At 69.4% G+C, this 22,345-nt stretch carries 19 protein-coding genes, 1 tRNA gene and 1 pseudogene; 7 read left to right on the forward strand and 14 right to left on the reverse strand.

Translation table 11 applies throughout. From position 1 onward, the window contains the following. Nucleotides 1–26 precede the first annotated feature (26 nt). From TN53_RS48680 to TN53_RS37140, 6 genes and pseudogenes are all read right to left on the reverse strand, one after another. A pseudogene (locus TN53_RS48680) lies at nt 27–284 on the reverse strand (acyl-CoA synthetase); the annotation flags it as partial. Nucleotides 285–373: 89 nt separating this feature from the next. After that, nucleotides 374–883 (reverse strand): DUF3592 domain-containing protein, encoded by a 510-nt coding sequence (locus TN53_RS37120; protein ID WP_046263241.1) that lies wholly within the window; start codon nt 881–883, stop codon nt 374–376. Nucleotides 884–961: 78 nt separating this feature from the next. Beyond that, nucleotides 962–1,393, reverse strand: coding sequence for a DUF3592 domain-containing protein (locus TN53_RS37125; protein WP_095046935.1), 432 nt, complete (start codon nt 1,391–1,393; stop codon nt 962–964). 25 nt (nt 1,394–1,418) lie between these two features. Then, nucleotides 1,419–2,024 (reverse strand): lytic polysaccharide monooxygenase auxiliary activity family 9 protein, encoded by a 606-nt coding sequence (locus tag TN53_RS37130; protein WP_046263243.1) that lies wholly within the window; start codon nt 2,022–2,024, stop codon nt 1,419–1,421. A gap of 115 nt (nt 2,025–2,139) precedes the next feature. Beyond that, nucleotides 2,140–3,282, reverse strand: coding sequence for an SPFH domain-containing protein (locus TN53_RS37135; RefSeq protein ID WP_046263244.1), 1,143 nt, complete (start codon nt 3,280–3,282; stop codon nt 2,140–2,142). A 64-nt stretch (nt 3,283–3,346) separates the two neighbouring features. Continuing rightward, entirely contained in the window at nt 3,347–4,621 is a 1,275-nt protein-coding gene (locus TN53_RS37140; protein WP_234441791.1) for a peptidoglycan-binding protein, read from the reverse strand. 224 nt (nt 4,622–4,845) lie between these two features. Between TN53_RS37140 and TN53_RS37145 the strand changes: the two genes are divergently transcribed. Further along, a tRNA-Lys gene (locus TN53_RS37145) sits at nt 4,846–4,919 on the forward strand. 140 nt (nt 4,920–5,059) lie between these two features. Then, the gene (locus tag TN53_RS37150; RefSeq protein ID WP_046263246.1) at nt 5,060–8,176 is read left to right on the forward strand and encodes a BTAD domain-containing putative transcriptional regulator; all 3,117 of its coding nucleotides are present in this window, start codon (nt 5,060–5,062) and stop codon (nt 8,174–8,176) included. Nucleotides 8,177–8,241: 65 nt separating this feature from the next. Here the strand turns inward: TN53_RS37150 and TN53_RS37155 are convergent, their stop codons facing one another. Continuing rightward, complete coding sequence (locus TN53_RS37155; RefSeq protein ID WP_095046937.1) at nt 8,242–9,078, reverse strand: ABC transporter permease; 837 nt, start codon at nt 9,076–9,078, stop codon at nt 8,242–8,244. 35 nt (nt 9,079–9,113) lie between these two features. Then, nucleotides 9,114–10,073, reverse strand: coding sequence for a daunorubicin resistance protein DrrA family ABC transporter ATP-binding protein (locus TN53_RS37160; RefSeq protein ID WP_046263247.1), 960 nt, complete (start codon nt 10,071–10,073; stop codon nt 9,114–9,116). 269 nt (nt 10,074–10,342) lie between these two features. Between TN53_RS37160 and TN53_RS37165 the strand changes: the two genes are divergently transcribed. From TN53_RS37165 to TN53_RS37175, 3 genes are all read left to right on the forward strand, one after another. Next, nucleotides 10,343–11,059, forward strand: a complete 717-nt coding sequence (locus tag TN53_RS37165; RefSeq protein ID WP_046263248.1) for a FadR/GntR family transcriptional regulator — start codon at nt 10,343–10,345, stop codon at nt 11,057–11,059. 315 nt (nt 11,060–11,374) lie between these two features. Next, a complete protein-coding gene (locus tag TN53_RS37170; protein ID WP_046263249.1) occupies nt 11,375–13,360 on the forward strand; it encodes a glycosyltransferase family 2 protein in 1,986 nt (661 codons plus the stop codon). Beyond that, the gene (locus TN53_RS37175) at nt 13,357–15,294 is read left to right on the forward strand and encodes a kelch motif-containing protein (RefSeq protein WP_046263250.1); all 1,938 of its coding nucleotides are present in this window, start codon (nt 13,357–13,359) and stop codon (nt 15,292–15,294) included. Before TN53_RS37170 ends, TN53_RS37175 begins: the two co-directional genes overlap by 4 nt. A gap of 56 nt (nt 15,295–15,350) precedes the next feature. Here the strand turns inward: TN53_RS37175 and TN53_RS37180 are convergent, their stop codons facing one another. After that, the gene (locus tag TN53_RS37180; protein ID WP_046263251.1) at nt 15,351–16,370 is read right to left on the reverse strand and encodes a glycoside hydrolase family 6 protein; all 1,020 of its coding nucleotides are present in this window, start codon (nt 16,368–16,370) and stop codon (nt 15,351–15,353) included. 163 nt (nt 16,371–16,533) lie between these two features. Here TN53_RS37180 and TN53_RS37185 point away from each other — a divergent pair, with 163 nt between their 5' ends. Further along, nucleotides 16,534–17,304, forward strand: coding sequence for a GAF and ANTAR domain-containing protein (locus TN53_RS37185; RefSeq protein WP_046263252.1), 771 nt, complete (start codon nt 16,534–16,536; stop codon nt 17,302–17,304). Nucleotides 17,305–17,725: 421 nt separating this feature from the next. Here TN53_RS37185 and TN53_RS37190 read toward each other — a convergent pair whose 3' ends face one another. The 3 genes from TN53_RS37190 to TN53_RS37200 all read right to left on the reverse strand — a co-directional run bounded on the left by TN53_RS37190 (nt 17,726) and on the right by TN53_RS37200 (nt 19,218). Then, entirely contained in the window at nt 17,726–18,394 is a 669-nt protein-coding gene (locus TN53_RS37190) for a class F sortase (RefSeq protein ID WP_046263253.1), read from the reverse strand. Beyond that, a complete protein-coding gene (locus TN53_RS37195) occupies nt 18,381–18,902 on the reverse strand; it encodes a hypothetical protein (RefSeq protein WP_046263254.1) in 522 nt (173 codons plus the stop codon). Before TN53_RS37195 ends, TN53_RS37190 begins: the two co-directional genes overlap by 14 nt. 103 nt (nt 18,903–19,005) lie before the next feature. Next, nucleotides 19,006–19,218, reverse strand: coding sequence for an HAD hydrolase-like protein (locus TN53_RS37200; protein ID WP_420719156.1), 213 nt, complete (start codon nt 19,216–19,218; stop codon nt 19,006–19,008). On the opposite strand from TN53_RS37200, the gene TN53_RS37205 reads away from it, so the two are divergent. Further along, entirely contained in the window at nt 19,211–20,797 is a 1,587-nt protein-coding gene (locus tag TN53_RS37205) for a recombinase family protein (RefSeq protein ID WP_234441792.1), read from the forward strand. The genes TN53_RS37200 and TN53_RS37205 overlap by 8 nt on opposite strands. An 82-nt stretch (nt 20,798–20,879) precedes the next feature. On the opposite strand, the gene TN53_RS37210 is transcribed toward TN53_RS37205, so the two are convergent. Further along, a complete protein-coding gene (locus TN53_RS37210) occupies nt 20,880–21,659 on the reverse strand; it encodes an HAD-IIA family hydrolase (protein WP_046263255.1) in 780 nt (259 codons plus the stop codon). Between the two features lie 82 nt (nt 21,660–21,741). Then, the coding region (locus TN53_RS37215; RefSeq protein WP_046263256.1) for a hypothetical protein at nt 21,742–22,345 on the reverse strand (604 nt) is incomplete at its 5' end.

Raw genomic sequence — 22,345 nt, forward strand, 5'->3', positions numbered from 1 at the left:
GGGTTATCCCCCGGGTAGATGCAGCATCAGCGGGTCCGGGGTTCGAGTCCCTGGCGGCGCACTTCAGAAGGACCTCTCGTGGGAGCGAGGGGTCCTTCGATGTCTTTGGGGGTCAGCTTCCGGTAGGTCCGTTCGCCGGGCGGGCGCCACCAGACCGGGTCGGTGCATCGGAAGCCTTCTCTGCGCAGCAGTGCCCGGTGGATCTTGTTCGTCGCCGTGACCGGCATCCGCTCCACGACCCGGACGAACCGGGGCGCCATCTTCGTCCCGAGGTCGGGCTGCGCGGCCCACGAGTTCCGCGACCGTGCGCCTGTTGGACTTCATGGCGGCGCACGGTAGTTGATGGACCGTCAGGTGTGGAGAGCCGCGAGGGTCACGGAGCCATCGTCACGCCTTCGACCACGACGGTGTCGGTGCCACCGTCGTCGCCGAAGTCGAACTCCTCGGACATCTGGTGGTACGTGACCATGAAGCCGACGCAGAACACCACGGCCACCCCGAGGAACGCCAGGACGCCCACGGTGGACGCCGCCAGCCTGCCACGCTGCGGCGGCTTGGCCGTGGCGACCACGTTCTGGCCCTCGGCGTAGTGGATGGTGACGAAGTCGCCCTCGAGGTTGGTCGCCGGCCCGTCCTCCTCCTCGAAGCGGACCGTGCGGCCGTCGCGGGCGGTGAACTCGTAGACATGGTGCAGCGTGGTGTGCACGGACGTGTCGTTGCCGCCGCCGTGCATGGTCGTGAACACCCGCAGACAGCGCCCCTCGGCCGTCAGCCCGCTGCTCCAGGCGCTGCGCAGCTGCAGCGAGCGGTACAGCACGCGGTAGGCGACGAAGAGGACGACGGCGAGGATCAGGCAGGGTACCGCGTAGAAAATGACGTCCATGGTGCTTCCCCCGAGGTCAGAGTACTGATCGTGGAGGGAACGTACCCGCCGGGAACGCCGGACTGTCTCAAGTAAGGCTCAGAGTTTCGGCACCGTCGTCCAGGCGTACAGGATCGCGATGACGGCCGCCCCGATGAAGAACAGTCCGAACACCATGCCCGCCGCGTCCTTGCCGGGCTGCGGCTCGGACGCGGTGGCCTTCTCGGGGTCGGCCGGGGTGTAGTACACCAGGACTTCCTCGCCGCTGTCGCGGTCCCGGGGGCCGCCGCTCTCCTTGAAGCGGACCGCGAGGCCGTCGCCGGTGGTGTAGTCGTACTCGTGCCACTGCACGCGCCGGGCCACGTTGTTGACCATCTGGGTCGTGGCCCAGGCGCGCACCACCCGTGCCTGGGCGGTCAGTCCGCTCTCCCAGGGCGCTCGCCGCTCCCTGGTCCGGCGTACGAGTGCGTACCCGCCCCAGACCAGGAGGGCGATCATCAGGGGCATCACTATGTTGAAGTAGGGGTTCACCGAACGCGGACCCTACCGGAGTTGATCAGAAGGTGACGTCCGAGCAGGCGTAGAACGCGTTGCCGGTGTCCGCGATCGTCCATACCGCGAGGATCACGTGGTGGCCGCTCAGGCCCGACGGCAGGGTGCCGCTGTGGGAGAGGGTGGCCGGGGGCTGCTGGCTGTTGTACGGGACCGTGAGGAACGGGGTCAGGTTGAGGTCGGAGCGGGCCAGGTTGTGGTTCTGGTTCCAGCCCGCCTTCGTGACGTAGTACTTGAAGTCCGTGGTGGCGTGGCGTGCGGTGAACTGCCAGCGGAACGTGTAGCTCTGACCGCCCGTCACCCTGGTGGTGGGCCAGGCGCCGCCCGAGGGGGTCTTCGGCGAGCTGAGCTGGCTGAACCGGCTCAGGCCGCCGCTGCATATCGTCCCGTCGGCCGGGCCGGACCCGGGGAAGCCCTTGGTGCCCTCGACGCTCTGGGGCTCCCACTGGATGTCACCGCAGTTGGTCACGGTGCCGTTCTGACAGAGCTTCTGCCGGCTGACGGGGAGGTCGGTGTAGCCGTGTCCGCTCGCGCCGCCGGAGGAGAGCACGAGGGCTCCGGCCGTGCTGAGGCCCAGCACGGCGGCGTACCACTTGGTCTTTTTGCGCATGCTGCCGCTCCCTGGAGAACGTGGGGGAAGTTCAGTGAGCCGTGCAGGTCTAGACCAAGTCCCAGATTATTGCCACCACTTGGCTGTGTCCATATCAAAGACGTGTCCAGACCAATCACTGACCCGTCTCCCCGCGCCCCGCGCAGAACGCCACCGTCAAGTCCTTTACCAGCGCCTTGCGTTCGTAGTCGTCCAGTTCCACCAGGCCGCGCATGGTCAGCCGGGTCACCGTGTCCTCCACCGAGTCCACGACCGACGTCAGCACGCTCGACCGGTGCTGGGCGTCCAGCGCGGCGATCCGGCGGCGGTGCATCGCGGGGGCGACCTCGGGGGCGTACTCGACGCGTACCGGCTGCACCGAGAACACCTCCAGGCCGACCGGCCCCGCGTCCGCCGCCACCAACCGGGTCAGCGCGTCCGTCGCCGAGTCCACCGACGCCCTCGCCGAGCCCGGCGGCTCCACCGGCACCCGCGCCAGCGCCGCCTCCACGCACTCGCGCAGATACGTCTCGTGGTCCTCGACCCCCAGCGTGGCCCGCGCGGTGTCCCGCACCCGCCACACCACGAGGACGACCACCCGCAGCGCGACCCCGTTGCCGTCGGCGGCCGGCATCGGCTCGCCGCGCCAGTGCCGCAGTCGGACATCGACCCGGCGACGCAGCAGCAACGGGTTGACCCACATCAGGCCGGTGCGCCGGACCGTGCCCCGGTAGCGGCCGAAGAGGCCGAGCACCCAGGCCCGCCCGGTCCGCCCGCGCGCCAGCCCGCCGAAGCCGAACAGGCTCAGGGCGCCGGCCCCGGCGTACGCGGCCCACTGCGCGGGACCGAGCCCGGCCCCGGCGTACTCCGGCAGCCGCAGCGCCTCCACCGCGAGGGGCGAGAGCACGCCCGCCCACCACGAGGCGGCCAAGCACCCGGCCATCCCGCAGGTGCCGGCGAGCACCCCCGCCGAGCCGGGCAGCACCCGCGCGGGTCGCTCCACGAGGTCGGGGTCGACCTGGGGCGCGGGGCGCGGCTCGGCCGGTACCGGGCGCCGGAAGCGCGGCTGCTCGCCGGTGCCCTGCCGACGCCCCACGACCGCGGGGCCCAGCGGCACCGGTGCCGGGTGGTCCGGGTCGTCGCGGAACAGCAGATGGACGGGGATCTCGGTGGTCGCCTCGTTCTGGATGAGCCTGGCGGGCCGGGACGCGGTGGTCGTCTCGGCAGGCCCTTCGGGCTCCGGTGTCGATGAGGGGGTGTGGGAAGTGGTCGTGCTCATGCGTGCCTCCAGCCTCCGCGCCAGAAACGTCATGACAGTGGATGGGTTGTTGCGGGACAGCGGCCTACGCGAACAGCCGCCGCCAGGTCTCCGGCCCCGGAAAGCCGTCCGCCGCGCCGCCCCGCCAGCCCTGGGTGCGCTGGAAGGCCTCCACGGCCCGGCGGTCCGCCTCGTCCCAGCGCGGACCGGGACCGGTCGTGTAGTACTTGCCGAACCCCTTCTTCACCAGCTGCTTTCCGAGCAGGGTGACGTATTTGTTGCTGACGCCCGGCCGGAACATCGCCCGCCCCGGATAGCCGGACACCCCGTGCGAGGAGGGTGCCCCCGGTGCGCCGGGCGCGGTCGCCCCGGTCTTGATGTCCTTGCCCTGGCCCGTCGCCAGCAGCGTCCAGGTCTGCGGCCCCGGCAGCCCGTCCGCGTCCTGGCCCTGCCAGCCCTGTGCCTGCTGGAAGGCCTGGGTGGCACGGCGGTCGGTGTCCGTCCAGCGGGGGCCCGGGCCCGAGGTGTAGTAGGGCCCGGCGCCGCGCTCGACGAGCATGCGGCCCAGCTCGGTGACGTACTTGTTGTTGGCTCCGGGGCCGAAGTAGGCGGCGCCGGGGTACGGGGCGGCCTCCGTCGGCGGCGGCTCGCTCGGCTTGTCGCTGCCCGCCGTGCCCGCCATCAGCCCCTTGTAGCGGTAGGCGGTGTAGCGGACCGAGTTGCTCCAGTACGCGTACGGGGTGGCCTGCTTGCGGGCGCGCGGGCGGGTCTCCTCGTAGGCGATGTAGTAGGTGTGCGTGTAGTCCGTCCAGCCGCCGAAGATGACCACGTGCGAGCCCTTCTCGGGGTCCGCCGGATTGTGGAACAGCAGGATGTCGCCGGGCTGGAGGTCGTCCTTGGGAATCTTCACCCCGTACTGGTCGAGGCTGCCCGTCCATTCGTTCCCCGGCAGGTTCCAGGCCATCGAGACGAAGCCCGAGCAGTCCTGCCGGTAACCGTCGGACCAGTACTCCGACATGCTGTACGGGACCTGCGCGGCGACCCAGTCCTTGGCCCGCGTGATGATCTCGGCGCGGGTGGTGGCCGGTGTCCTGATCACCGCCGGCTTGCCGCCGGGGCCGTGCAGCGGGGCCTTGCCGCCCTGCGGGGTGTCGGGCTCGTCACCTGCGGGAACGCCGGGACGGGCGGGGCGGTCTGGGGCGTGCGGGGCGGCGAGGGCGGGGGCCGCGTGGCCGACGAGGACGGTGGAGGCGGCCGCGGCGAGAACGACCGCCCGGTGGGCCGCCGGGTGGCGGCCGGTGCGGGAATGCGGCAGTACGCGCCGCCAGTGAACACATCCGGGGCAGTCGCAGTCGCTCATGGGATCGAATTCCTCGAATACCGGTTCCTTGAATCCCGGAGCCTCCATGCGATTCCCCTCACACTCCAGCTGGAAATGTCCGCGACTGTACACATTCGTCAGTTTCTCAACTGTCTTCCGGACGCGCATGTTGACGGTCCGAATGATGTACGGCCACCGCTCCGCCCCTGGTGAGGCGGTCCGGAGCACTCCTAAACATCGGGTACAGTTCTCCGGGTCAGCAGGCGCCGCTAGCTCAGTTGGTTAGAGCAGCTGACTCTTAATCAGCGGGTCCGGGGTTCGAGTCCCTGGCGGCGCACAGACAACGAAGGCCTCTCACTCAGGTGAGGGGCCTTTCGTGTTTCGGGGGCCCGGGTGGGGGTTTACCGGGGCGGTCAAGTGGGTGATCCTTAGCGCGCGTTGGGGTCGAGGGGCGGCTCAGCGGGTGGGGGAATTGGCATGTTCAGGGTGGATCTGTTGGGCTCGGTGCGGGCGTACGGCGGCGACGGTTCCGTCGATATCGGCGGCGCGCGGCTGCGGATGCTGCTCGCCCGGCTCGCCCTCGAAGCCGGCCGCCCGGTCTCCGTGGACTCCCTGGTGGACGGCCTGTGGGGCGAGCAGCCCCCGGCCGACGCGGCCAACGCTCTGCAGGCCCTGGTGTCCCGGCTGCGCAAGGCGCTGCGCGGCACCGGCACGGTGGATGCCGTGGCGGGCGGCTACCGGCTCTCCGTACAGGAAGAGGACGTGGACACGTACCGCTTCGAGAATCTGGCGGGCCGGGGCAGACACGCCCTCGCGGCAGGCCGGACCGAGGAGGCGGCACGGACGCTCACGGCCGCGCTGGACCTGTGGCGGGGCGCGGCGCTCGCGGATGTGCTGGAGGCCCCGTTCGCGGGCGCCGCCGCCGCCCGCCTCGACGAACTGCGGGCCGCGGCCGTCGAGGACCGCTTCGACGCCGAGCTGCGGGCGGGGCGGTACGCCGACGTCCTGGCCGATCTCGAGGCGGCGGGCGCCCGACGGCCGTTGAGCGAGCGCCTCGCGGGCCTGCGGATGCGTGCGCTGTCGGCGGCGGGCCGCCAGTACGACGCCCTCGCCGTCTACGAGGACCTGCGCGGCAGGCTGGGCGAGGAGCTCGGCGTCGACCCGTCGGCCGAGCTCCGGGAGATCCATCTCGCGCTGCTGCGCGGCGAGTTGGAGCGTCCGGCGGCACGGCCCACGAACGCCCCGAGCCGGCTGCCTGCCCGGCTGACCAGCTTCGTCGGCCGTGACGGCGAACTGGACCGGCTCGCGGATCTGATGGGTTCGGCCCGTCTGGTGACCCTGGTCGGCCCGGGCGGCGCGGGCAAGACGCGACTGTCCCTGGAGGCCGCGACGAGGGACACCGCGCACGCCCGGGACCGCGTCCGCTTCGTGCCCCTCGCGGGTGTGAGCCGTCTCGACCAGCTGGCCGACGTGGTGCTCGGGGCGCTCAGCTCCACCGACGGACGCCTGTACGAGGGCAGCGGGGCCCAGCAGGCCTCCGCGGTGGAGCGGACGGCCGAGCTCCTCGGCAGCGGCGACACCCTGCTCCTGATCGACAACTGCGAGCACGTCGTCGAGGCGGTCGCCGAGCTCGCCGATCAACTCCTCCTGCGCCTGCCCGAGTTGCGTATCCTCGCCACCAGCCGCGAACCCCTCGCCATCAACGGCGAGTCGCTGTTCCACCTCGGGCCCCTGGACGTCCCCACGGGGTCGCCCGAGCCGGCCGAGGCGATGGCGGCGGCCGCTGTCCGGCTGTTCGTGGACCGGGCCACCGGGGTCCGGCAGGAATTCGCGCTCGACGAGTCGAACCTGGACGCCGTCCTGGAGATCTGCCGCCGTCTGGACGGGATGCCGCTCGCCCTGGAGCTGGCCGCGGCCAAGCTGCGGTCGATGGGCGTGGACCAGATCGCACGCCGCCTCGACGACCGGTTCCGGCTGCTCTCCTCCGGCAGCCGGACGGCCCTGCCGCGTCAGCGCACCCTGCTCGCGATGGTCGAGTGGAGCTGGGACCTGCTCGACGAACCGGAGCGGATCCTCGCCCGCAGACTGTCCGCCTTCCCCGGCGGGGCGACGCTCACGGCCCTGGAAACGGTCTGCTCGGACCCGCAGGTCCCCGCCGACGACGTCCTCTACGTGCTCGGCGCGCTGATCGAGAAGTCGCTGGTGCAGGAGGTCCGGGACGCCGACGGTGAGTCGCGCTACCGGATGCTGGACACCGTCCGCGCATACGCGGCCCGGCGCCTGGCCGAGTCCGGCGACGACCTCACGGCCCGCTTCACGGCGTGCTACCTGGCCCTGGCACAGCAGCACGAACCGCTCCTGCGCACCGGCGCACAGCTGCGCGCCACCGCCGTCTTCGACAGCGAGCACGACAACCTCACGCACGCGCTGAGGCTCGTCCGGGAGGCCGGTGACCGGGATACGGCGGTGCGGTTCGGTGCCGCGATGTTCTGGTACTGGGGCATACGGGGGATGGGCAGCCGGTTCGAGACCCATCTGGCGGACGTGGCCGACTCCGTCGCCGACCCGGCGGCCTCGGGCGGGGACTCGGCGGTGGACCGTGAGTTCCATCCCGCCGGGCTGCTGCTTCGGATGTCCCAGGTCGCCTTCGGGGGCAGCTCGCCGACGGCTGACGATCTGCTCGCCTCGTCCGATCCGTGGGTGCGGGCCAGTGCCCATCTCGCCCGGGACTTCGCGCTCACCGAGCAGGGCGACCTGGAGACCGGGGTGACGTCGCGAATCGAGGCGCTGCGGGGCTTCGAGGCGGTGGGTGACCGGTGGGGGATCGTGCTCGCGCTGATGCCGGTCGGCCGTGACCACTCCCTGCGCGGGGAGCACGCCTCGGCCATCGCGACCTTCGAACGGGCCGTCGTCCTCAGCTCCGAACTGGGCACCGAGGACTACCTCTATCTCAGCAAGGCCCGGCTCGCCCGTGAGCGGCGGCGCAGCGGAGACCTCGACGGCGCGTTCCGTGATCTGCGCGCCGCACACCGCCAGGCCAGGGAGCGCGGCCAGCTGCGTCTGGAGGCCAACATCCTGGTCGGCCTCGCCAACGCGCACCGGATGTCCGGGGACGTGGACCAGGCGAACCGGACCCTGGACCACCTGGAGGCGCTGTCCCGCCGTCGACCCGACCTCGCGGAACTCGCCCACGACCTGGTCCTCAGCACCCGCGTCGAGAACCACCTCGCCGAAGGCCGCGCCCCCGAGGCCCGGGCTCTGCTCCCCCGGGCGGCGGGCGCTCTCTTCGGTCAGGGCGCCGGGGCGGGCCTCGCCTGGGTCGCCGAACTCCTGGGCGGTCTGCGCACCCTGGAGGGCGCCCCGGCCGCCGGCGCGACCGCGTTCGGGATCAGCGAGGTCATGCGCGGCGCCTTCGACGCCGGGGAGCCGGAGCTCCAGGGGCATCGGAGGCGGATGGTCGAGGCGCTGGGCGAGGAGGGGTATCGCGCGGCGTACGGGAAGGGGACGGCCATGCCTCGGGCGAAGGCCCGGGACTGGCTGGAGCGGGAGGCGCTGGGGGTCCGGGCGGTGCGGGCTCCGGTGCGGGCGGAGTAGCACGACGACGGGGTGGGGACCGCACGTGATGTGCGGCTCCCACCCCGTCGGGCACGGTCACCGGGTCAGCCGTTGTTCTTGCGGTAGGCGCGCATCGCCAGGGGCAGGAACACCACGACCATGCCGGCCATCCACGCCAGGCTGCCCGCCAGGGGTGAGGCGACCGCGCCGTCGCCGAGGAGGCCTCGGGTGGTGTCGGCCATGAGGGAGACGGGGTTGACGTCGGACCAGGCGCGGAGCCAGCCGGACATGTCGTCGGCGGGGACGAAGACGTTGCTGGCGAAGGTGAGGGGCAGCACCAGGATGGTCATCAGGCCCTGCACGGAACCGGGGGTCTTGGCCACCATGCCCAGCCACACCGACATCCAGGAGAAGGACATCGCGAAGGCGATGAGCAGACCGAGGGCGGCGAGCGCGGCGGGCACGGTGGTGTCGGGGCGGTATCCCATGATCAGCGCGAGGACGACCAGGGTGCCCAGGCACACGGCGTAGCGGACGAAGTCGGCGAGCACGGCGCCGATCAGCGGGGCCGAGCGGGCGATCGGCATGGAACGGAACCGGTCGAAGATGCCGGTGCTCGCGTCCGCGTTGAGGGAGACCCCGATGCCGATGCTGGCCTGGAACACGGTCATCACCATGACGCCGGGGACGATCAGCTGCACGTAGGCGTCCTGGTCGCCGCCGGAGATGGCCTTGCCGAAGAGGTAGACGAACATCAGCAGGGAGATGACCGGGGTCAGGACCACGTCGACCAGTTGGAGCGGGGAGCGCAGGAACTTGGTGGTGCCCCGCCCGGCCAGGGCCAGGCTGTGGTGGAGCGTGGGCACGAGACCGATCCGGGCCGGCTTGGTGGGGGCGGACGGTGCAGCGGTGTCGGGGGTGGTGAGGATGTCGGTGGCCATGACGGTGGAGTCCTTCCGGGTGGGAGAGGCGGGGGTCAGACGGCGGCCGGTTCGGCGGTGGCTACGGCGGGTGCGTGGCCGGTGAGGGCGAGGAACACCTCGTCCAGGCTGGGCAGCCGCAGCCCGAGCTCGTCGGCCGGGATGCCGGCGCCGTCGAGCCGGCGGGCGACCGCGGAGACCAGCAGCGGCTCGTCGGCCGGTACGGTCAGCACGCCCGACTCCTCGGCGGCGGCATGCCCGGACAGCTCGGCCAGGATCGCGGCCACCTGCGGGACGTCGGCCGGCATGGTCGGGCGGACCTGAAGGATCTGTCCGCCGACACGGCGCTTGAGCTCCCCGGGCCGGCCCTCGGCGACCTTGCGGCCCTTGTCGAACACCGTGATGGAGTCGGCGAGCTGGTCGGCCTCCTCCAGGTACTGCGTGGTGAGCAGGACCGTGGAGCCGTCCGCGACCAGCCCCTTGACCACGTCCCAGACCTCCTGGCGGGCGTGCGGGTCGAGTCCGGTGGTGGGCTCGTCCAGGAAGAGGATCCGGGGCCGGCCCACCAGGCTCGCGGCCAGATCGAGCCGGCGGCGCATACCGCCGGAGAAGGTGGCGATGGGGCGCTTGGCGGCCTCGGTGAGCGAGAAGTTCTCCAGGAGCTCCGCGGCCCTGGTCCTCGCGTCCCGCCGGGACAGACCGAGCAGCCGGCCGATCAGGACCAGGTTCTCGGCGCCGGACAGCGTCTCGTCCACCGAGGCGTACTGGCCGGTCAGCCCGATCAGCTGCCGTACCCGCACCGGGTCCTTGGCGATGTCGTGCCCGCCGATGGTCGCGTGGCCCGCGTCGGGCCGCAGCAGCGTGGCCAGGATGCGCACGGTGGTGGTCTTGCCGGCACCGTTGGGGCCCAGGACGCCGACGACCTTGCCGGCCGGGACCTCCAGGTCCACCCCGTCCAGGGCGGTGAAGTCCCCGTACTTCTTGACCAGCCCCTCGGCGCGGATCGCGTAGGACATCTCAACTCCTTGTCAGCTGCCTGCCGTTCTCGATGAGCGGGACTCTGCCGGAAGGCGCTGACAGGCCACGGACATCCCGCTGACAGAGCCGGCGGGCGCGCTGACAGGACGTCCGAGAGGTGTCAGGACGTACGAGAGGTGTCAGGACGTACGAGAGGTGTCAGGGCGTACGAGAGGTGTCAGGGGAGGGACAGGGAACCCCCAGGTCACGAAAGTCGCTCGGGCGAACGGGGCGCTTCCTGGCCGTTTGGCCGGATACCCTCTGGCCCATGGCAGCTCGTGACCTCCAGGAGCGGATCAAGCGGCTCATCCTTGACGAGCGGCTGGCCTCGGGGGCGCCGCTGCCCACCGAGCCCGAGCTGATGGAGTACCTGGGGGCGAGCCGGAACTCGGTGCGCGAGGCGCTCAAGGCGCTGCAGGCGATGGGGATCGTGGAGATCCGGCACGGGTTCGGGACGTTTGTCGGGCCGATGTCCCTGGCGCCGATGATCGAGGGGCTCGCGTTCCGTACGGTCGCGGGGCATTACCGGGGCGAGGACTCGCTGTTGCAGTTGCTGGAGCTCCGGGAGGCGGTGGAGACGGGGCTCGTGTCGCGGCTCGCGGGGCGGCTGCCGCAGGCCGATCTCGTTGAACTGGACGGGCTCGTGAGCCGTATGGAACATCAGGCCGCGCATGGAGGCGACGGCCTGACCGACACCGACCGAGCGTTTCACGCCACTTTGTACCGGGGTTTGGACAACGTGTTGTTGAGCGAGGTGCTGGAGGCGCTCCGGGACGCCTTCCACCGTGTACGCACGGATCTCGGGGGTGTTCCGCGGGATCCGTGGATCACCTGCGGGCAGCACCGGGAGATCTTGGATGCGGTACGGTCCGGGGATGCGATACGGGCAGAGGGGGCTATACGGGAGCACTTCGGCAACATCCGTGCCCGACTGTCCACAACCTCCCCACAAGGCCCCCACAGGGGCCACAATGAACGCGTATGACCGGTAAACACCGCGTTTCGCATCTTGCGATCATGCCTGACACCGTAGAAACCTGGTTTTCAAGATGCCGCGGATACGCGGCACTTGGGGGGCACGGAGCCGGTTGCCGGTGATGACGGGGAGAGGGGCCCCGTTCATAGGACGATGCCGAGGGGGGCATCATGCAACCGGAAGGTCGCAGTTCCATGTCTATTGGTGTGGAGAATGTGGTGACTGCGGCCCACCACTGATACGTCTGTGAAGAGTCGAGGGGGACTCGAGCAGACGTAAGGAACCGACAAAGCACGCGATGACTCGCGTGTGGGGGGATGACTCATGACGTCGACGCCGACGGGCGCCCGGCAGGACTTCGACCCGTCTGAAACCACTCAGCTCAGGGTGGCTTCACAGACCCGGACGGGCACGTTCCGCCGGATCAAGAAGACCCTGCCGAAGTACGACTACGAGCACTACAGCCGGTTGGCCGGACCCCTCACACAGCCCGATCCGTCGAAGCCCTACAAGGTGGAGTACCGATCGCTGATCTCGCAGGAGACGCACCGCATCAGAGTCGCCCTGATGCTGGCCGCCGCGCCGGTGCTCTCCCTGGTCCTGCTGTTCTGGCTGCTCCAGCCCGAGCACTGGACCGAGCGCGACTACGTGGACTTCAAGTGGCTGCCCGCGCTCGACATAGTGATGCTCGTCTCGATCGGCCTGATCGAGTTCTTCCGCTGCATGAACGTGCTGTCGAACGCGCACGCCACGCTGGTCGCCCGCGACCCGGTCCCGGTGGTGCCCGAGACCGGCACGAGAGTGGCCTTCCTGACCTCCTTCGTGCCCGGGAAGGAGCCCCTGGAGATGGTCACGAAGACCCTGGAGGCGGCGGTCAAGCTGCGCCACCGGGGCCTTCTGCATGTGTGGCTGCTCGACGAGGGTGACGACCCCGAGGTCAAGGAGGTCTGCGCCCGGCTCGGCGTGCACCACTTCTCCCGCAAGGGCATCGCGAAGTGGAACCAGGCCAAGGGCCCGCACCGCGCCAAGACCAAGCACGGCAACTACAACGCCTGGCTGGACGCCCACGGCGACGGCTACGACTACTTCGCCTCCGTCGACACCGACCATGTGCCGCTGCCCAACTACCTGGAGCGGATGCTCGGCTTCTTCCGCGACCCGGACGTCGGCTTCGTCATCGGCCCGCAGGTCTACGGCAACTACGACAACTTCGTCACCAAGGCCGCCGAGTCGCAGCAGTTCCTCTTCCACGCCCTCATCCAGCGCGCCGGCAACTACTACGGCGCCCCGATGTTCGTCGGCACGTCCAACGCCGTGCGGATCAGGGCGCTCCAGCAGATCGGCGGTCTGTACGACTCGATCACCGAGGACATGGCCACCGGCTTCGAGATCCACCGCCACAAGAACCCGGCGACGGGGAAGAAGTGGCGCTCGGTCTACACCCCCGACGTGCTCGCGGTCGGCGAGGGCCCCAGCGCCTGGACGGACTTCTTCACCCAGCAGATGCGCTGGTCCCGAGGGACGTACGAGACGATCCTCAAGCAGTACTGGAAGGGCTGGTACTCCCTGCCTCCGGGCAAGCTCTTCAACTACACGATGATGATCATCTTCTACCCGATGTCCGCGCTCAACTGGATCCTCGCGGCGCTGAGTTGTGCGCTGTTCCTGGGCCTGGGCGCCTCGGGTGTGAACATCGACCCCACCGTGTGGCTGATGCTCTACGGCAACGCCTCCGCCCTTCAGATCGGCCTCTACGTCTGGAACCGCAGGCACAACGTCTCCCCGCACGAGCCCGAGGGCTCCGGCGGTGTGGCCGGCATGGTGATGTCCGCGCTGTCCGCGCCGCTGTACGCCAAGGCCCTGATCGACTCCGCGCTGCGCCGCAAGAGCAAGTTCGTCGTCACCCCCAAGGGCGACTCGGCCAGCCCCGACCGCTGGTTCGGGACCTTCCGCTACCACTGGTACTTCATCGCGATCTTCGGCGGCTCGATCGCCGCCGGTTTCGTCTACGGCCACTCGCACCCGGCGATGATCATCTGGGCGATCTTCGCCATGTCGATCACCGCGACGCCGATCTTCGTCTGGCGGCACATGCTGCGCCAGGAGAAGAAGAAGCCCGCCGAGGAGCCGCAGGGCCCGGTGGTCCCGGCGCAGCAGCAGTACCAGCCGCAGCCCCTGCCGGCCCAGCACGCGCCCGCCCAGAAGCCGAGCTGGGCCGCCTCTCAGCCGGGCGGCGCAGGCGGAAACAGCGGGGGCAACGACCAGACCATGCAAATCGCCCTGGGTGGACTTGGGGGACGTAAGGAATGAACGACCGTGCCGGACGCCGTCGTGCCCGTCGCCTAGCGATAGGTACGGCGGTGGTACTCGCACTGGCCGGGATGAACGGGCCGTGGCTCTACCGCTTCGGGACCGAGAAATACCACCAGTACAAGATCAACAAACCGGAGTACAAAGCCGACAACGGCAAGTGGGAAGTCGTCGATTTTCCGGAGGAGTTCAGACAGAACACGATCCACGCGGCGCTGCTGCGCACCGGCAAGGTGCTGCTCGTCGCGGGGTCGGGGAACAACCAGGAGAACTTCGACGCCAAGAAGTTCGACACCCGTATCTGGGATCCGGTCAAGGGCACCATCAAGAAGGTGCCCACGCCCAGCGACCTGTTCTGCACGGGCCACACACAGCTGTCCAACGGCAATCTGCTGATCGCGGGCGGTACGAAGCGGTACGAGAAGCTCAAGGGTGACGTCACCAAGGCCGGCGGCCTGATGATCGTCCACAACGAGAACCCCGACAAGCCGATCACCCTGCCGGCGGGCACCAAGTTCACCGGCAAGGAGAACGGCAAGACGTTCGTGTCGAAGGACCCGGTCGTCGTGGAGCGTGCCGAGAAGGTCTTCGACAAGAAGACCGGCGAGTTCCTGCGCAACGACCCGGGCCTCGGCCGTATCTACGTCGAGGCGCAGAAGTCCGGCCGCACGCACGAGACCGGTACGCAGGACAACTACCGCATCCAGGGACTGTCCGGCACCGACGCGCGCAACACGTACGGCATCGCGCAGAAGCTCGCCCTCGACAAGAAGGACTTCCAGGGGATCCGGGACGCCTACGAGTTCGACCCGGTCGCCGAGAAGTACATCAAGGTCGACCCGATGAACGAGGCCCGCTGGTACCCGACGCTCACCACCCTGGGCGACGGCAAGGTCCTCAGCGTCTCCGGTCTCGACGACATCGGCCAGCTGGTGCCGGGCAAGAACGAGGTCTTCGACCCGAAGACCAAGACCTGGACGTATCTGCCCAGGACCCGCCAGTTCCCGACGTACCCCGCGCTGTTCCTGATGCAGAACGGCAAGGTCTTCTACTCGGGGTCCAATGCGGGCTACGGACCGGACAACATCGGCCGCGACCCCGGGGTCTGGGACGTCGACACCAACAAGTTCACCAAGCTTCAGGGGCTCAGCGACCCCAAGCTGATGGAGACGTCCGGCACGGTGCTGCTCGCGCCGGCGCAGGACGAGAAGTACATGGTGGTCGGCGGCGGCGGGGTGGGTGAGTCCGACAAGTCCAGCGACAAGACGCGGATCATCGACCTGAAGGCGGACGACCCGAAGTTCGTGGACGGGCCGACACTGGAGAAGGGCACGCGGTACCCGGGCATCTCGGTCCTGCCGGACGACTCCATCCTGGTGTCGGGCGGTTCGGAGGACTACCGCGGGCGCGGTGACTCCAACATCCTGCAGGCGCGGATCTACCACCCGGAGACCAACACGTTCGAGCAGGTGGCCGATCCGCTGGTGGGTCGGAACTACCACTCCGGTTCGATCCTGCTGCCCGACGGCCGGGTGATGTTCTTCGGCTCGGACTCGCTCTACAGCGACAAGGCCAACACCAAGCCGGGCGAGTTCGAGCAGCGCATCGAGATCTACACGCCGCCGTATCTCTACCGGGACTCACGGCCGTCGCTGTCCGGTGGTCCGCAGACCATCGAGCGCGGCGAGTCCGGGACGTTCACCTCGCAGCACGCCTCGACGATAGAGAAGGTGCGACTGATCCGGCCCAGTGCGGCGACGCATGTCACCGACGTGGATCAGCGGTCGATCGAGCTGAAGTACAAGGTGTCCGGGGACAAGATCACGGTGACGGTGCCGAAGAACAAGAATCTGGTGCAGTCCGGGTGGTACATGCTGTTCGTGGACGACGACCAGGGGACGCCGAGCAAGGCTCAGTGGATCAAGGTTCCGTAGGCGGTACATAGTTGAGGGCGCCCTCCGTGCGACGGAGGGCGCCCTTCGCTGTGCCGCTACTTACTGGCCTTCGCCAGGTTCAAGGCGTACTCCGCCCACCACTCCCCCGCCTTCGGGCCGCCCTTGCACTCGCCGTCCGACTCTCCCGGGCGCTTGACCCAGACGTACGCGTCGACCAGCGGGTCCGCGGTCTTCGTCGTCGGGGTTTCGCCCAGGGCGCGGCCGGGCGGGTTGCACCAGCGTTCGTCGGCCTTGCCCTCGTTGTAGGGCCCGTTGCCGTTGCGGCTGGTGTCGATCACGAAGTGCTTGTTGCCGACCTTCGCGGAGAGCTGCTTGCCGTAGGCGATGGAGTCCTCGGTCGAGTAGAAGTTGGAGACGTTGACCGAGAAGCCGTCGGCCTTGTCGACGCCCGCCCACTGGAGCGGCTCGAAGATCTGGTCCGGGTGACCCCAGCCGGCGTTGCCCGCGTCCAGGTAGACCTTGGTGTTCTTCAGGGACTTGAGCTTGGTGATGGCGCCCTGGAGGAGGTCGTAGCGCTCCTCGTGGAACTCGTCCTGGGTGCAGCCGTCGACCAGGTGCAGTACGGCGTCCGGCTCCAGGATGACCGTCGCCGCGCGGTCCCCGATGCCCGCGGCCACGCTGTCGAGCCAGGTCCGGTAGGCGTTGCCGTCGGCGGCACCGCCCTGGGAGTAGTTGCCGCAGTCGCGGTGCGGGATGTTGTAGAGGACCAGCAAAGCCGTACGGCCCGCCTTGTCGGCTGCCTCGGTGAAGCCGCGCGCCTCCTGCTCGGGGTTCTCCGTGCCGATCCACTGCCCGGTGGGCTGCTCGGCGATCTTGCGGATCTGTTCGGCGTCCGCGTCCTTGCCGGACTTCTCGAACTCCGCGACCTGCTGGGCCGCGGTGCCCTCCGGATTGACCCAGAACGGGTCGGTTCCCTTGGGCTGTTGGGTGATCTTGGCACCGGACGCATCGTCCGGCTCGTCCTTGTCCCCGGACGAGGAGCATCCGGCGATCAGCAGTGCCGCCCCCAGCACTATCGCGGACGTCCTCATTCCGGCCCCCCTCGTGCCGTACATCCAACTCCCCCTCGGTGCTGCAGTCCAAGGCTCAATCCTGACATACGTGTCGTGGGGCACACGAGATCGCCCGAGCCTTGTCGGGGAGCTGTTACAGCACCGATGGTCTGGGTAGGCGCGCGCCGGGACGGGGCGGGCGGACAGCGAAGGGGAGTGGGCGAGGATGCACCACACCACCCGGGAGCTCCGGCTGGCAGCGGCGCTGGTGGAGGCGGCGGACACCCTGTCCGACAGCTTCGGTGTCGAGGACTACCTGCAGCGGCTGGCGGACCACTGCGTCGACCTGCTGGCCGCGCAGGCGGCCGGGGTCATGCTCATCGACGGCGGGCGTACCGTCTCGCTGACGGGCAGCAGCGCGCACGAGGACATGGCGATCGATCTGCTCCAGGCCCAGCACAGCGGCGGCCCCTGTCTGGACACCTACGGCTCCGGCAGGGCGGTCCCGCCGGTCTCGATCCGGGCGGCCCGCGCGGCGTCCCGCTGGCCGGAGTTCACCGAGCGGGCGCTGCGCCACGACGTCGTCACGACCTTCGCGGTGCCGCTGCGGCGGAGCGATCGGCTGTTCGGCGCGCTCAACGTCTTCGTGCCCACCCTGCTCGGGGAGCCGTCGTCCGGCTCGGAGCTGCCGATGGCCCAGATCCTCGCCGACTCCGCGTCCCTCGGGCTTCAGAACAACACCGTCCACTCCCAGTGCCGCAGCCTGTCCGGACAGTTGCAGCAGGCCCTCTCCAGCCGGGTCCGTATCGAGCAGGCGAAGGGCATGCTCGCCGAGCGCTGGAACACCCGTGCCGACCATGCCTTCATCGCCCTGCGGCAGTACGCGCGCCGCCGCCGGCTGCCCCTGGACCGGGTCGCGAGCGCGGTCATCGAACGGAGTGCGGACGACACCGAGTTGCGGCGGGAGTTCGACGGCACGGCCGACGGGCCCTCGTAGAACCACACACCACCTGGCCGTATGACGCAGAGCCACCAGTTTTTCACATGACGTCAAATGTCCCCTAGGCCTCGGGGCCCATCCGTTCTAGAGTCTTCCTACAGAAGGCCCCAGCCCCCGGCCGACTGTCCACCACAGCTGGCTCACGAGCCTCCCGTGCCGGTCGCCGGGTTACTCCCGCAGCCCGTGCGCGCGCGGTTGAGGACCAGCCCGGTCGGCGGCTTCGGGGGGAGCGGGCCGTCGACCGGGCCAGGTGGCGAGGGCGGGACCAAGCGCTCCGCTGGAAGTGCGGTGGACGGGTTGTTGATCGTCTGCGGCGCCGTCGTGGCTGGTCGCGCCTACGTGGCGGCAGCCGCAAAATTGACACAGCCCCGCGCCCCTTCGGGCGCTGCCGAACCGCAGTGGACTTCACCCGGCCCGCTCAGAGGCCGGTCCCCGTCAGATACGCCGACACGATCACGTTCGCCGTATAGCTGCGGCTCGCCCGGTCGAAGGTGCCGCCGCAGGTGATGAGCCGCAGTTCGGCACGGCCCTTCTCGTGTGTCCCGTAGGCCTGGCGGGCGTCGAAGAGGTCGCGGGCGACGACCTGGACGTCGTCGACGGTGAACTCGGCGACCCTGCCGTCGTCGCGGATCACCCGGACCGTCTCGCCCGGCTTCAGCGCGCTGAGCTTGTAGAAGACGGCGGGCCTGGTCTCGGTGTCCACATGCCCGACCATCAGCGCGGCCCCGGCGGCCCCCGGCTTCACCCCGGCGGCATACCAGCCGACGACGCCGGCCTGGTCGTAGGGCGGCGGGTCGATCGCGCCACCCCCGTCGAGCCCGCGGGCCACCACGGGCGCCTGCACGCCGAGCCCGGGAATGTCGATGCGCTGCGGCAGCGCGGGCCTCAACGGCTCGGTGGCGGGCGGCATTTCGACGTCGGGCGGCCGTCCGACCGCCGCCACGTCCCCGGTCGTGGGCGCGGATATCCCGTTGCGTACATCCGTGACCTCCCGCCCCCACAGCCACAGCCCGAGCAGCAGCACCACCCAGGCCACCCCGGTGAGGAGGCGGCCCGTGCCGGAGGAGCGCACGTCAGTCGGTCCCACGGCTCCGGCGGACCCTTCGCAGCACCACGGCCGCCGCCGCCACCCCGGCCAGCACCAGTCCGGTCACCGCCTGTGCGGTCCCGGGTCCGGCCGCGCGGGCGTCGGCGGCGGCGAGGTGAGCCGTGCCGCCGCCGCCCGCCTGGACCGGGGCGACGGGGGAGGTGTGCGGGGACGGCTCCTGTACGACGGTGACGGCGGTCTTGTGGGACATGTCCCCGCAGGTGACCTGGACGCCGTAGGAGCCCGCCCGCAGTTCGGTGCGGACCCGGGTCTCGCCGACGAGGGCGCCGTCCACCCCGGTGAGCCGTACGTCGGCGACGAACGCAGCGGAGACTGCCGTGCCGGTTCGGTCGGCGCAGCCGCTCACGCGAAGGGCGATGTCGGTGCCGGGGGCGGGGGTCGACGGGGTGACTGCGATCGCGGCACCGTCGGCCGCGTGCGCCGCCGGGGTGGCCAGTGCGGTGACCGCCAGCAGTGCGGTGCAGAGAGTGAGGCGTAGTGAACCCATCGTGAACCTCCAGATATGTGGAGAGTCCCCCGGGGGCGGCGGCCCCGCATCCTCAGGGGGCCGCCACTACTCCGTACGAGTCGTGTTCATGGGGTGTGGCGTTTCAGATCCGGTCCACGAGGTCCGCGATCGAGTCCACGACCTTCGACGGGCGGTACGGGAAGTCCTCCACCTGCTCCGGCCGGGTCAGCCCGGTGAGCACCAGGAACGTCTGCATGCCCGCCTCCATGCCGGCCAGCACGTCGGTGTCCATGCGGTCGCCGATCATCGCGCTGTTCTCCGAGTGGGCGCCGATCGCGTTGAGACCGGTGCGCATCATCAGCGGGTTGGGCTTGCCCGCGAAGTTCGGCTGCTTGCCGGTGGCCTTGGTGATGAGCGCGGCGACGGCGCCGGTGGCCGGGAGCTACACCCGAGTGTCGGACACCGGAGCCTTCGGAGACGGACGAGACGGGCGCGAGGGTGTCCTGCGCCAACGCGAAGACGTGTACGACCTGGCCAGGCTCCAGCGCCGCGCTGTACACCGCGTCTACGAAGACAACGACACCTCGGCCTACAAGCGCAGAGTGCGACGCAAGGAATTCGAGGAGATGCTTCACGACCTCGAGCAGGGCACGATCAGCGGCATCCTGGCCTACAACATCGACCGAGTCGCCCGGCAACCACGCGACTTGGAGCGACTGATCGACATCTACGAACAGGCCCGACGCCCCATGGCCTTCGCCACCACGGCGGGAGACTACGACCTCACCACCGTGGACGGCCGATTTCAGGCCCGTATCCATGTCACGGTCGCCAACAAGTTCTCAGCCGACGCGGCGTATCGAGTCGCCCGGCAAAGGCGGGCCGAAGCCGCTGCCGGAAAACCTCACAGAGGGCAGCGAGCCTTCGGTTGGAAGGACGCCGAACATGTCGACGAGCATGAGGCCGCGCTGATCAGGACAGCCTGCAAGGAAGTACTGCTGGGCAAGAGTGTTGCCACGGTGCACCGCGAATGGGTCGCACTCGGGGTCCGCGGTCCCCAGACGCCGCCTGGCAGGACGATCGGCTACAGCAGCGTCCTGTACATCCTGCGCAACCCTCGTCTCTGTGGGTACCGGGCCTATATCCCGCAGGAGATCCGCGAACGTTCTGGACGAGTGGATCCCGTCGAGTACTTGGTCGAACGCACGGACGGCACACCCGTGACCGGGCTGTGGGAACCCATTCTCACCACAGAGGAATGGGGTGAACTCGTCGCGGAGCTCGACGCTCGCAAGAACCCAGGCAGTGGCCGCAAACAGGGCACCACCATCACGAAGCGGCTGCTGACCGGCATCGCCAGGTGCGCCAGGTGTGGAGCCGCTCTGTCGTCCGGCGTCTACCAGAAAGGCACCACCAGCTACGAGAAGCACGGGTATCACTACTACTGCCGTGCCGCCGATGGCGGGTGCGGGGGCCTGTCCCGCAGCGGGCCGCCTCTGGAGGATCACGTGGAGTCGAACCTGCTGGACCATCTGCGCCGACAGCTCGACAAAGCGCCCCTTTCCGCTGCGGAGAACCCAGCGCTCGCGACCGCCAAGGTGACTCTCGGACAGATTGATGCAGACAAGGCCGAGGCACGGCAGCTCCGCGCTGACGACCTGTTGTCCCTAGCCGAGTTCGCACGGGAGATGAAGCGGCTCGAGGAGAAGGAACGACGCACACGAGAGCAGGCCGTGGTTCTCACGGCGGCGCCAGAGCGGCCCGCCTCCACTGTTGCCCGCATTCTGCGCGAGTGGGGAAGCTGCTCCGTGGACAGGAAACGCCAGGAGATCGAGCGCGCCATCGACGCCGTGGTGATCAAGCCGGCAGGCAAGGGTGGCGCGCAACGAGGCAGGTTCCGCCCCGAGCTGATCGAGATCGTATGGAAACGGTGAATGGCATGGTCAGCCAGTGACAGACAGCGGCTTCGGAGAAGGCCCTCCCAGGAGGGCCTTCTCCGTCTCCGCTGACGAGGTATCACACAAGGTCGACGAGGTCCGCAATCGAGTCCACGACCTTCGAGGGGCGGTACGGGTACCGATCGATGTCCGCATCCGACGTCAGACCGGTGCGGACGAGGAACGTCACCATCCCCGCCTCCAGGCCCGCCAGAACATCCGTGTCCAACCGGTCACCGATCATCGCGCTGGACTCGGAGTGTGCTCCGATCGCGTTCAGGCCAGCCCGCATCATCAGCGGGTTCGGCTTGCCGACAAAGTACGGCTTTTTGCCGGTCGCCGCGGTGATCAGTGCCGCGACCGAACCTGTGGCCGGCAGTACCCCTTCGGGTGAAGGTCCGGTCTCGTCGGGATTCGTCGCGATGAACCGAGCACCGTTGTTGATGAGCCGGACGGCCTTCGTCATCGCTTCGAAGGAATAAGTCCGAGTTTCACCAAGAATGACAAAGTCAGGATCTGTATCGGTGAGGACGTAGCCGACCTCGTGAAGGGCCGTGGTGAGACCCGCCTCGCCGATGACATAGGCGGAACCACCTGGCCGCTGGTCCTCCAGGAACTTGGCGGTAGCCAGCGCCGAGGTCCAGATGTTCTCAACCGGGACGTCCAGGCCCATCCTCCGCAGACGAGCGTGCAGGTCCCGCGCCGTGTAGATGGAGTTGTTGGTGAGCACCAGGAAAGGCTTGCCCGACTCCCGGAGCCTCTTCAGGAAGGCGTCGGCGCCGGGGATCGGTACGCCCTCGTGGATGAGCACACCATCCATGTCGGTGAGCCACGAATCGATGGGCCTGCGGTCTGCCATGTGCGGGATCTCCTGCCGTACGCATGTACGCGGTGCTGCGTCGGCCCCAGCCTAGACAGTGGCCGGATCTTGAGGGAATGGCCTACTTCCGGTTGGTTCGGCGGGCGAGGAGGAGTGTGCCACCGGTGGTGAGAAGGAGGGCGGCGGCGAGGAGGCGGGCGGGGGTGCTGGGGCCGGTGTGGGCCAGCTCCGCGGCTTCTTCGGCGTGGGGGACGGCGTCTTCGGTGCGGCGCGGGTGCGAGGGGTCGTCGGTGGCCTCGGTGTCGACGGCGAAGCGGTAGTCGTTGGACTGGCCCACCCAGTCGCCGTCGTCTTCATGACGTTGTACGACCGCGGCGTTGGCGGTGACCTCGTTCGGTACGGCGTCCGAGGTGAGGGCGAGGCGCATCTTCACGGTGCGGGTCTTGCCGGGGGCGACGGTGAGGCCCTGCCGGAACACCCCTACGAGTTCGTCCTCGTCGGTGGTCTCGAAGCGGACGGGGTGGGGACGCCTGCCCTCGTAGAACTCGAGTTGGGGCTGGTCGGGTTCCAGCGCGTGCTTCTTGTCGACGAGGACCACTACCGGGTGGATGTTCTCGCAGGCGCGGTCCGTGGTGTTGGTGAGGTCGAGGTACCAGGTGGCGTATCCGCCGCCGATCTCGTAGACGTCGGGGCCGCCGTGGATGCGGGTGGTGAGGGGGAAGGTG

This window comes from Streptomyces sp. WM6386 (genome assembly GCF_000972385.1).
In the GTDB taxonomy this organism is placed as follows: Bacteria; Actinomycetota; Actinomycetes; order Streptomycetales; family Streptomycetaceae; genus Streptomyces.

Bases quoted from the DNA above. Each gene is read 5' to 3' on its own strand.
- TN53_RS37120 (WP_046263241.1), bottom strand. From the start codon at position 883: ATGGACGTCATTTTCTACGCGGTACCCTGCCTGATCCTCGCCGTCGTC.
- TN53_RS37130 (WP_046263243.1), bottom strand. From the start codon at position 2,024: ATGCGCAAAAAGACCAAGTGGTACGCCGCCGTGCTGGGCCTCAGCACG.
- TN53_RS37135 (WP_046263244.1), bottom strand. From the start codon at position 3,282: ATGAGCACGACCACTTCCCACACCCCCTCATCGACACCGGAGCCCGAA.
- TN53_RS37140 (WP_234441791.1), bottom strand. From the start codon at position 4,621: ATGAGCGACTGCGACTGCCCCGGATGTGTTCACTGGCGGCGCGTACTG.
- TN53_RS37150 (WP_046263246.1), top strand. From the start codon at position 5,060: ATGTTCAGGGTGGATCTGTTGGGCTCGGTGCGGGCGTACGGCGGCGAC.
- TN53_RS37155 (WP_095046937.1), bottom strand. From the start codon at position 9,078: ATGGCCACCGACATCCTCACCACCCCCGACACCGCTGCACCGTCCGCC.
- TN53_RS37160 (WP_046263247.1), bottom strand. From the start codon at position 10,073: ATGTCCTACGCGATCCGCGCCGAGGGGCTGGTCAAGAAGTACGGGGAC.
- TN53_RS37165 (WP_046263248.1), top strand. From the start codon at position 10,343: ATGGCAGCTCGTGACCTCCAGGAGCGGATCAAGCGGCTCATCCTTGAC.
- TN53_RS37170 (WP_046263249.1), top strand. From the start codon at position 11,375: ATGACGTCGACGCCGACGGGCGCCCGGCAGGACTTCGACCCGTCTGAA.
- TN53_RS37175 (WP_046263250.1), top strand. From the start codon at position 13,357: ATGAACGACCGTGCCGGACGCCGTCGTGCCCGTCGCCTAGCGATAGGT.
- TN53_RS37180 (WP_046263251.1), bottom strand. From the start codon at position 16,370: ATGTACGGCACGAGGGGGGCCGGAATGAGGACGTCCGCGATAGTGCTG.
- TN53_RS37185 (WP_046263252.1), top strand. From the start codon at position 16,534: ATGCACCACACCACCCGGGAGCTCCGGCTGGCAGCGGCGCTGGTGGAG.
- TN53_RS37195 (WP_046263254.1), bottom strand. From the start codon at position 18,902: ATGGGTTCACTACGCCTCACTCTCTGCACCGCACTGCTGGCGGTCACC.
- TN53_RS37200 (WP_420719156.1), bottom strand. From the start codon at position 19,218: ATGCGCACCGGTCTCAACGCGATCGGCGCCCACTCGGAGAACAGCGCG.
- TN53_RS37210 (WP_046263255.1), bottom strand. From the start codon at position 21,659: ATGGCAGACCGCAGGCCCATCGATTCGTGGCTCACCGACATGGATGGT.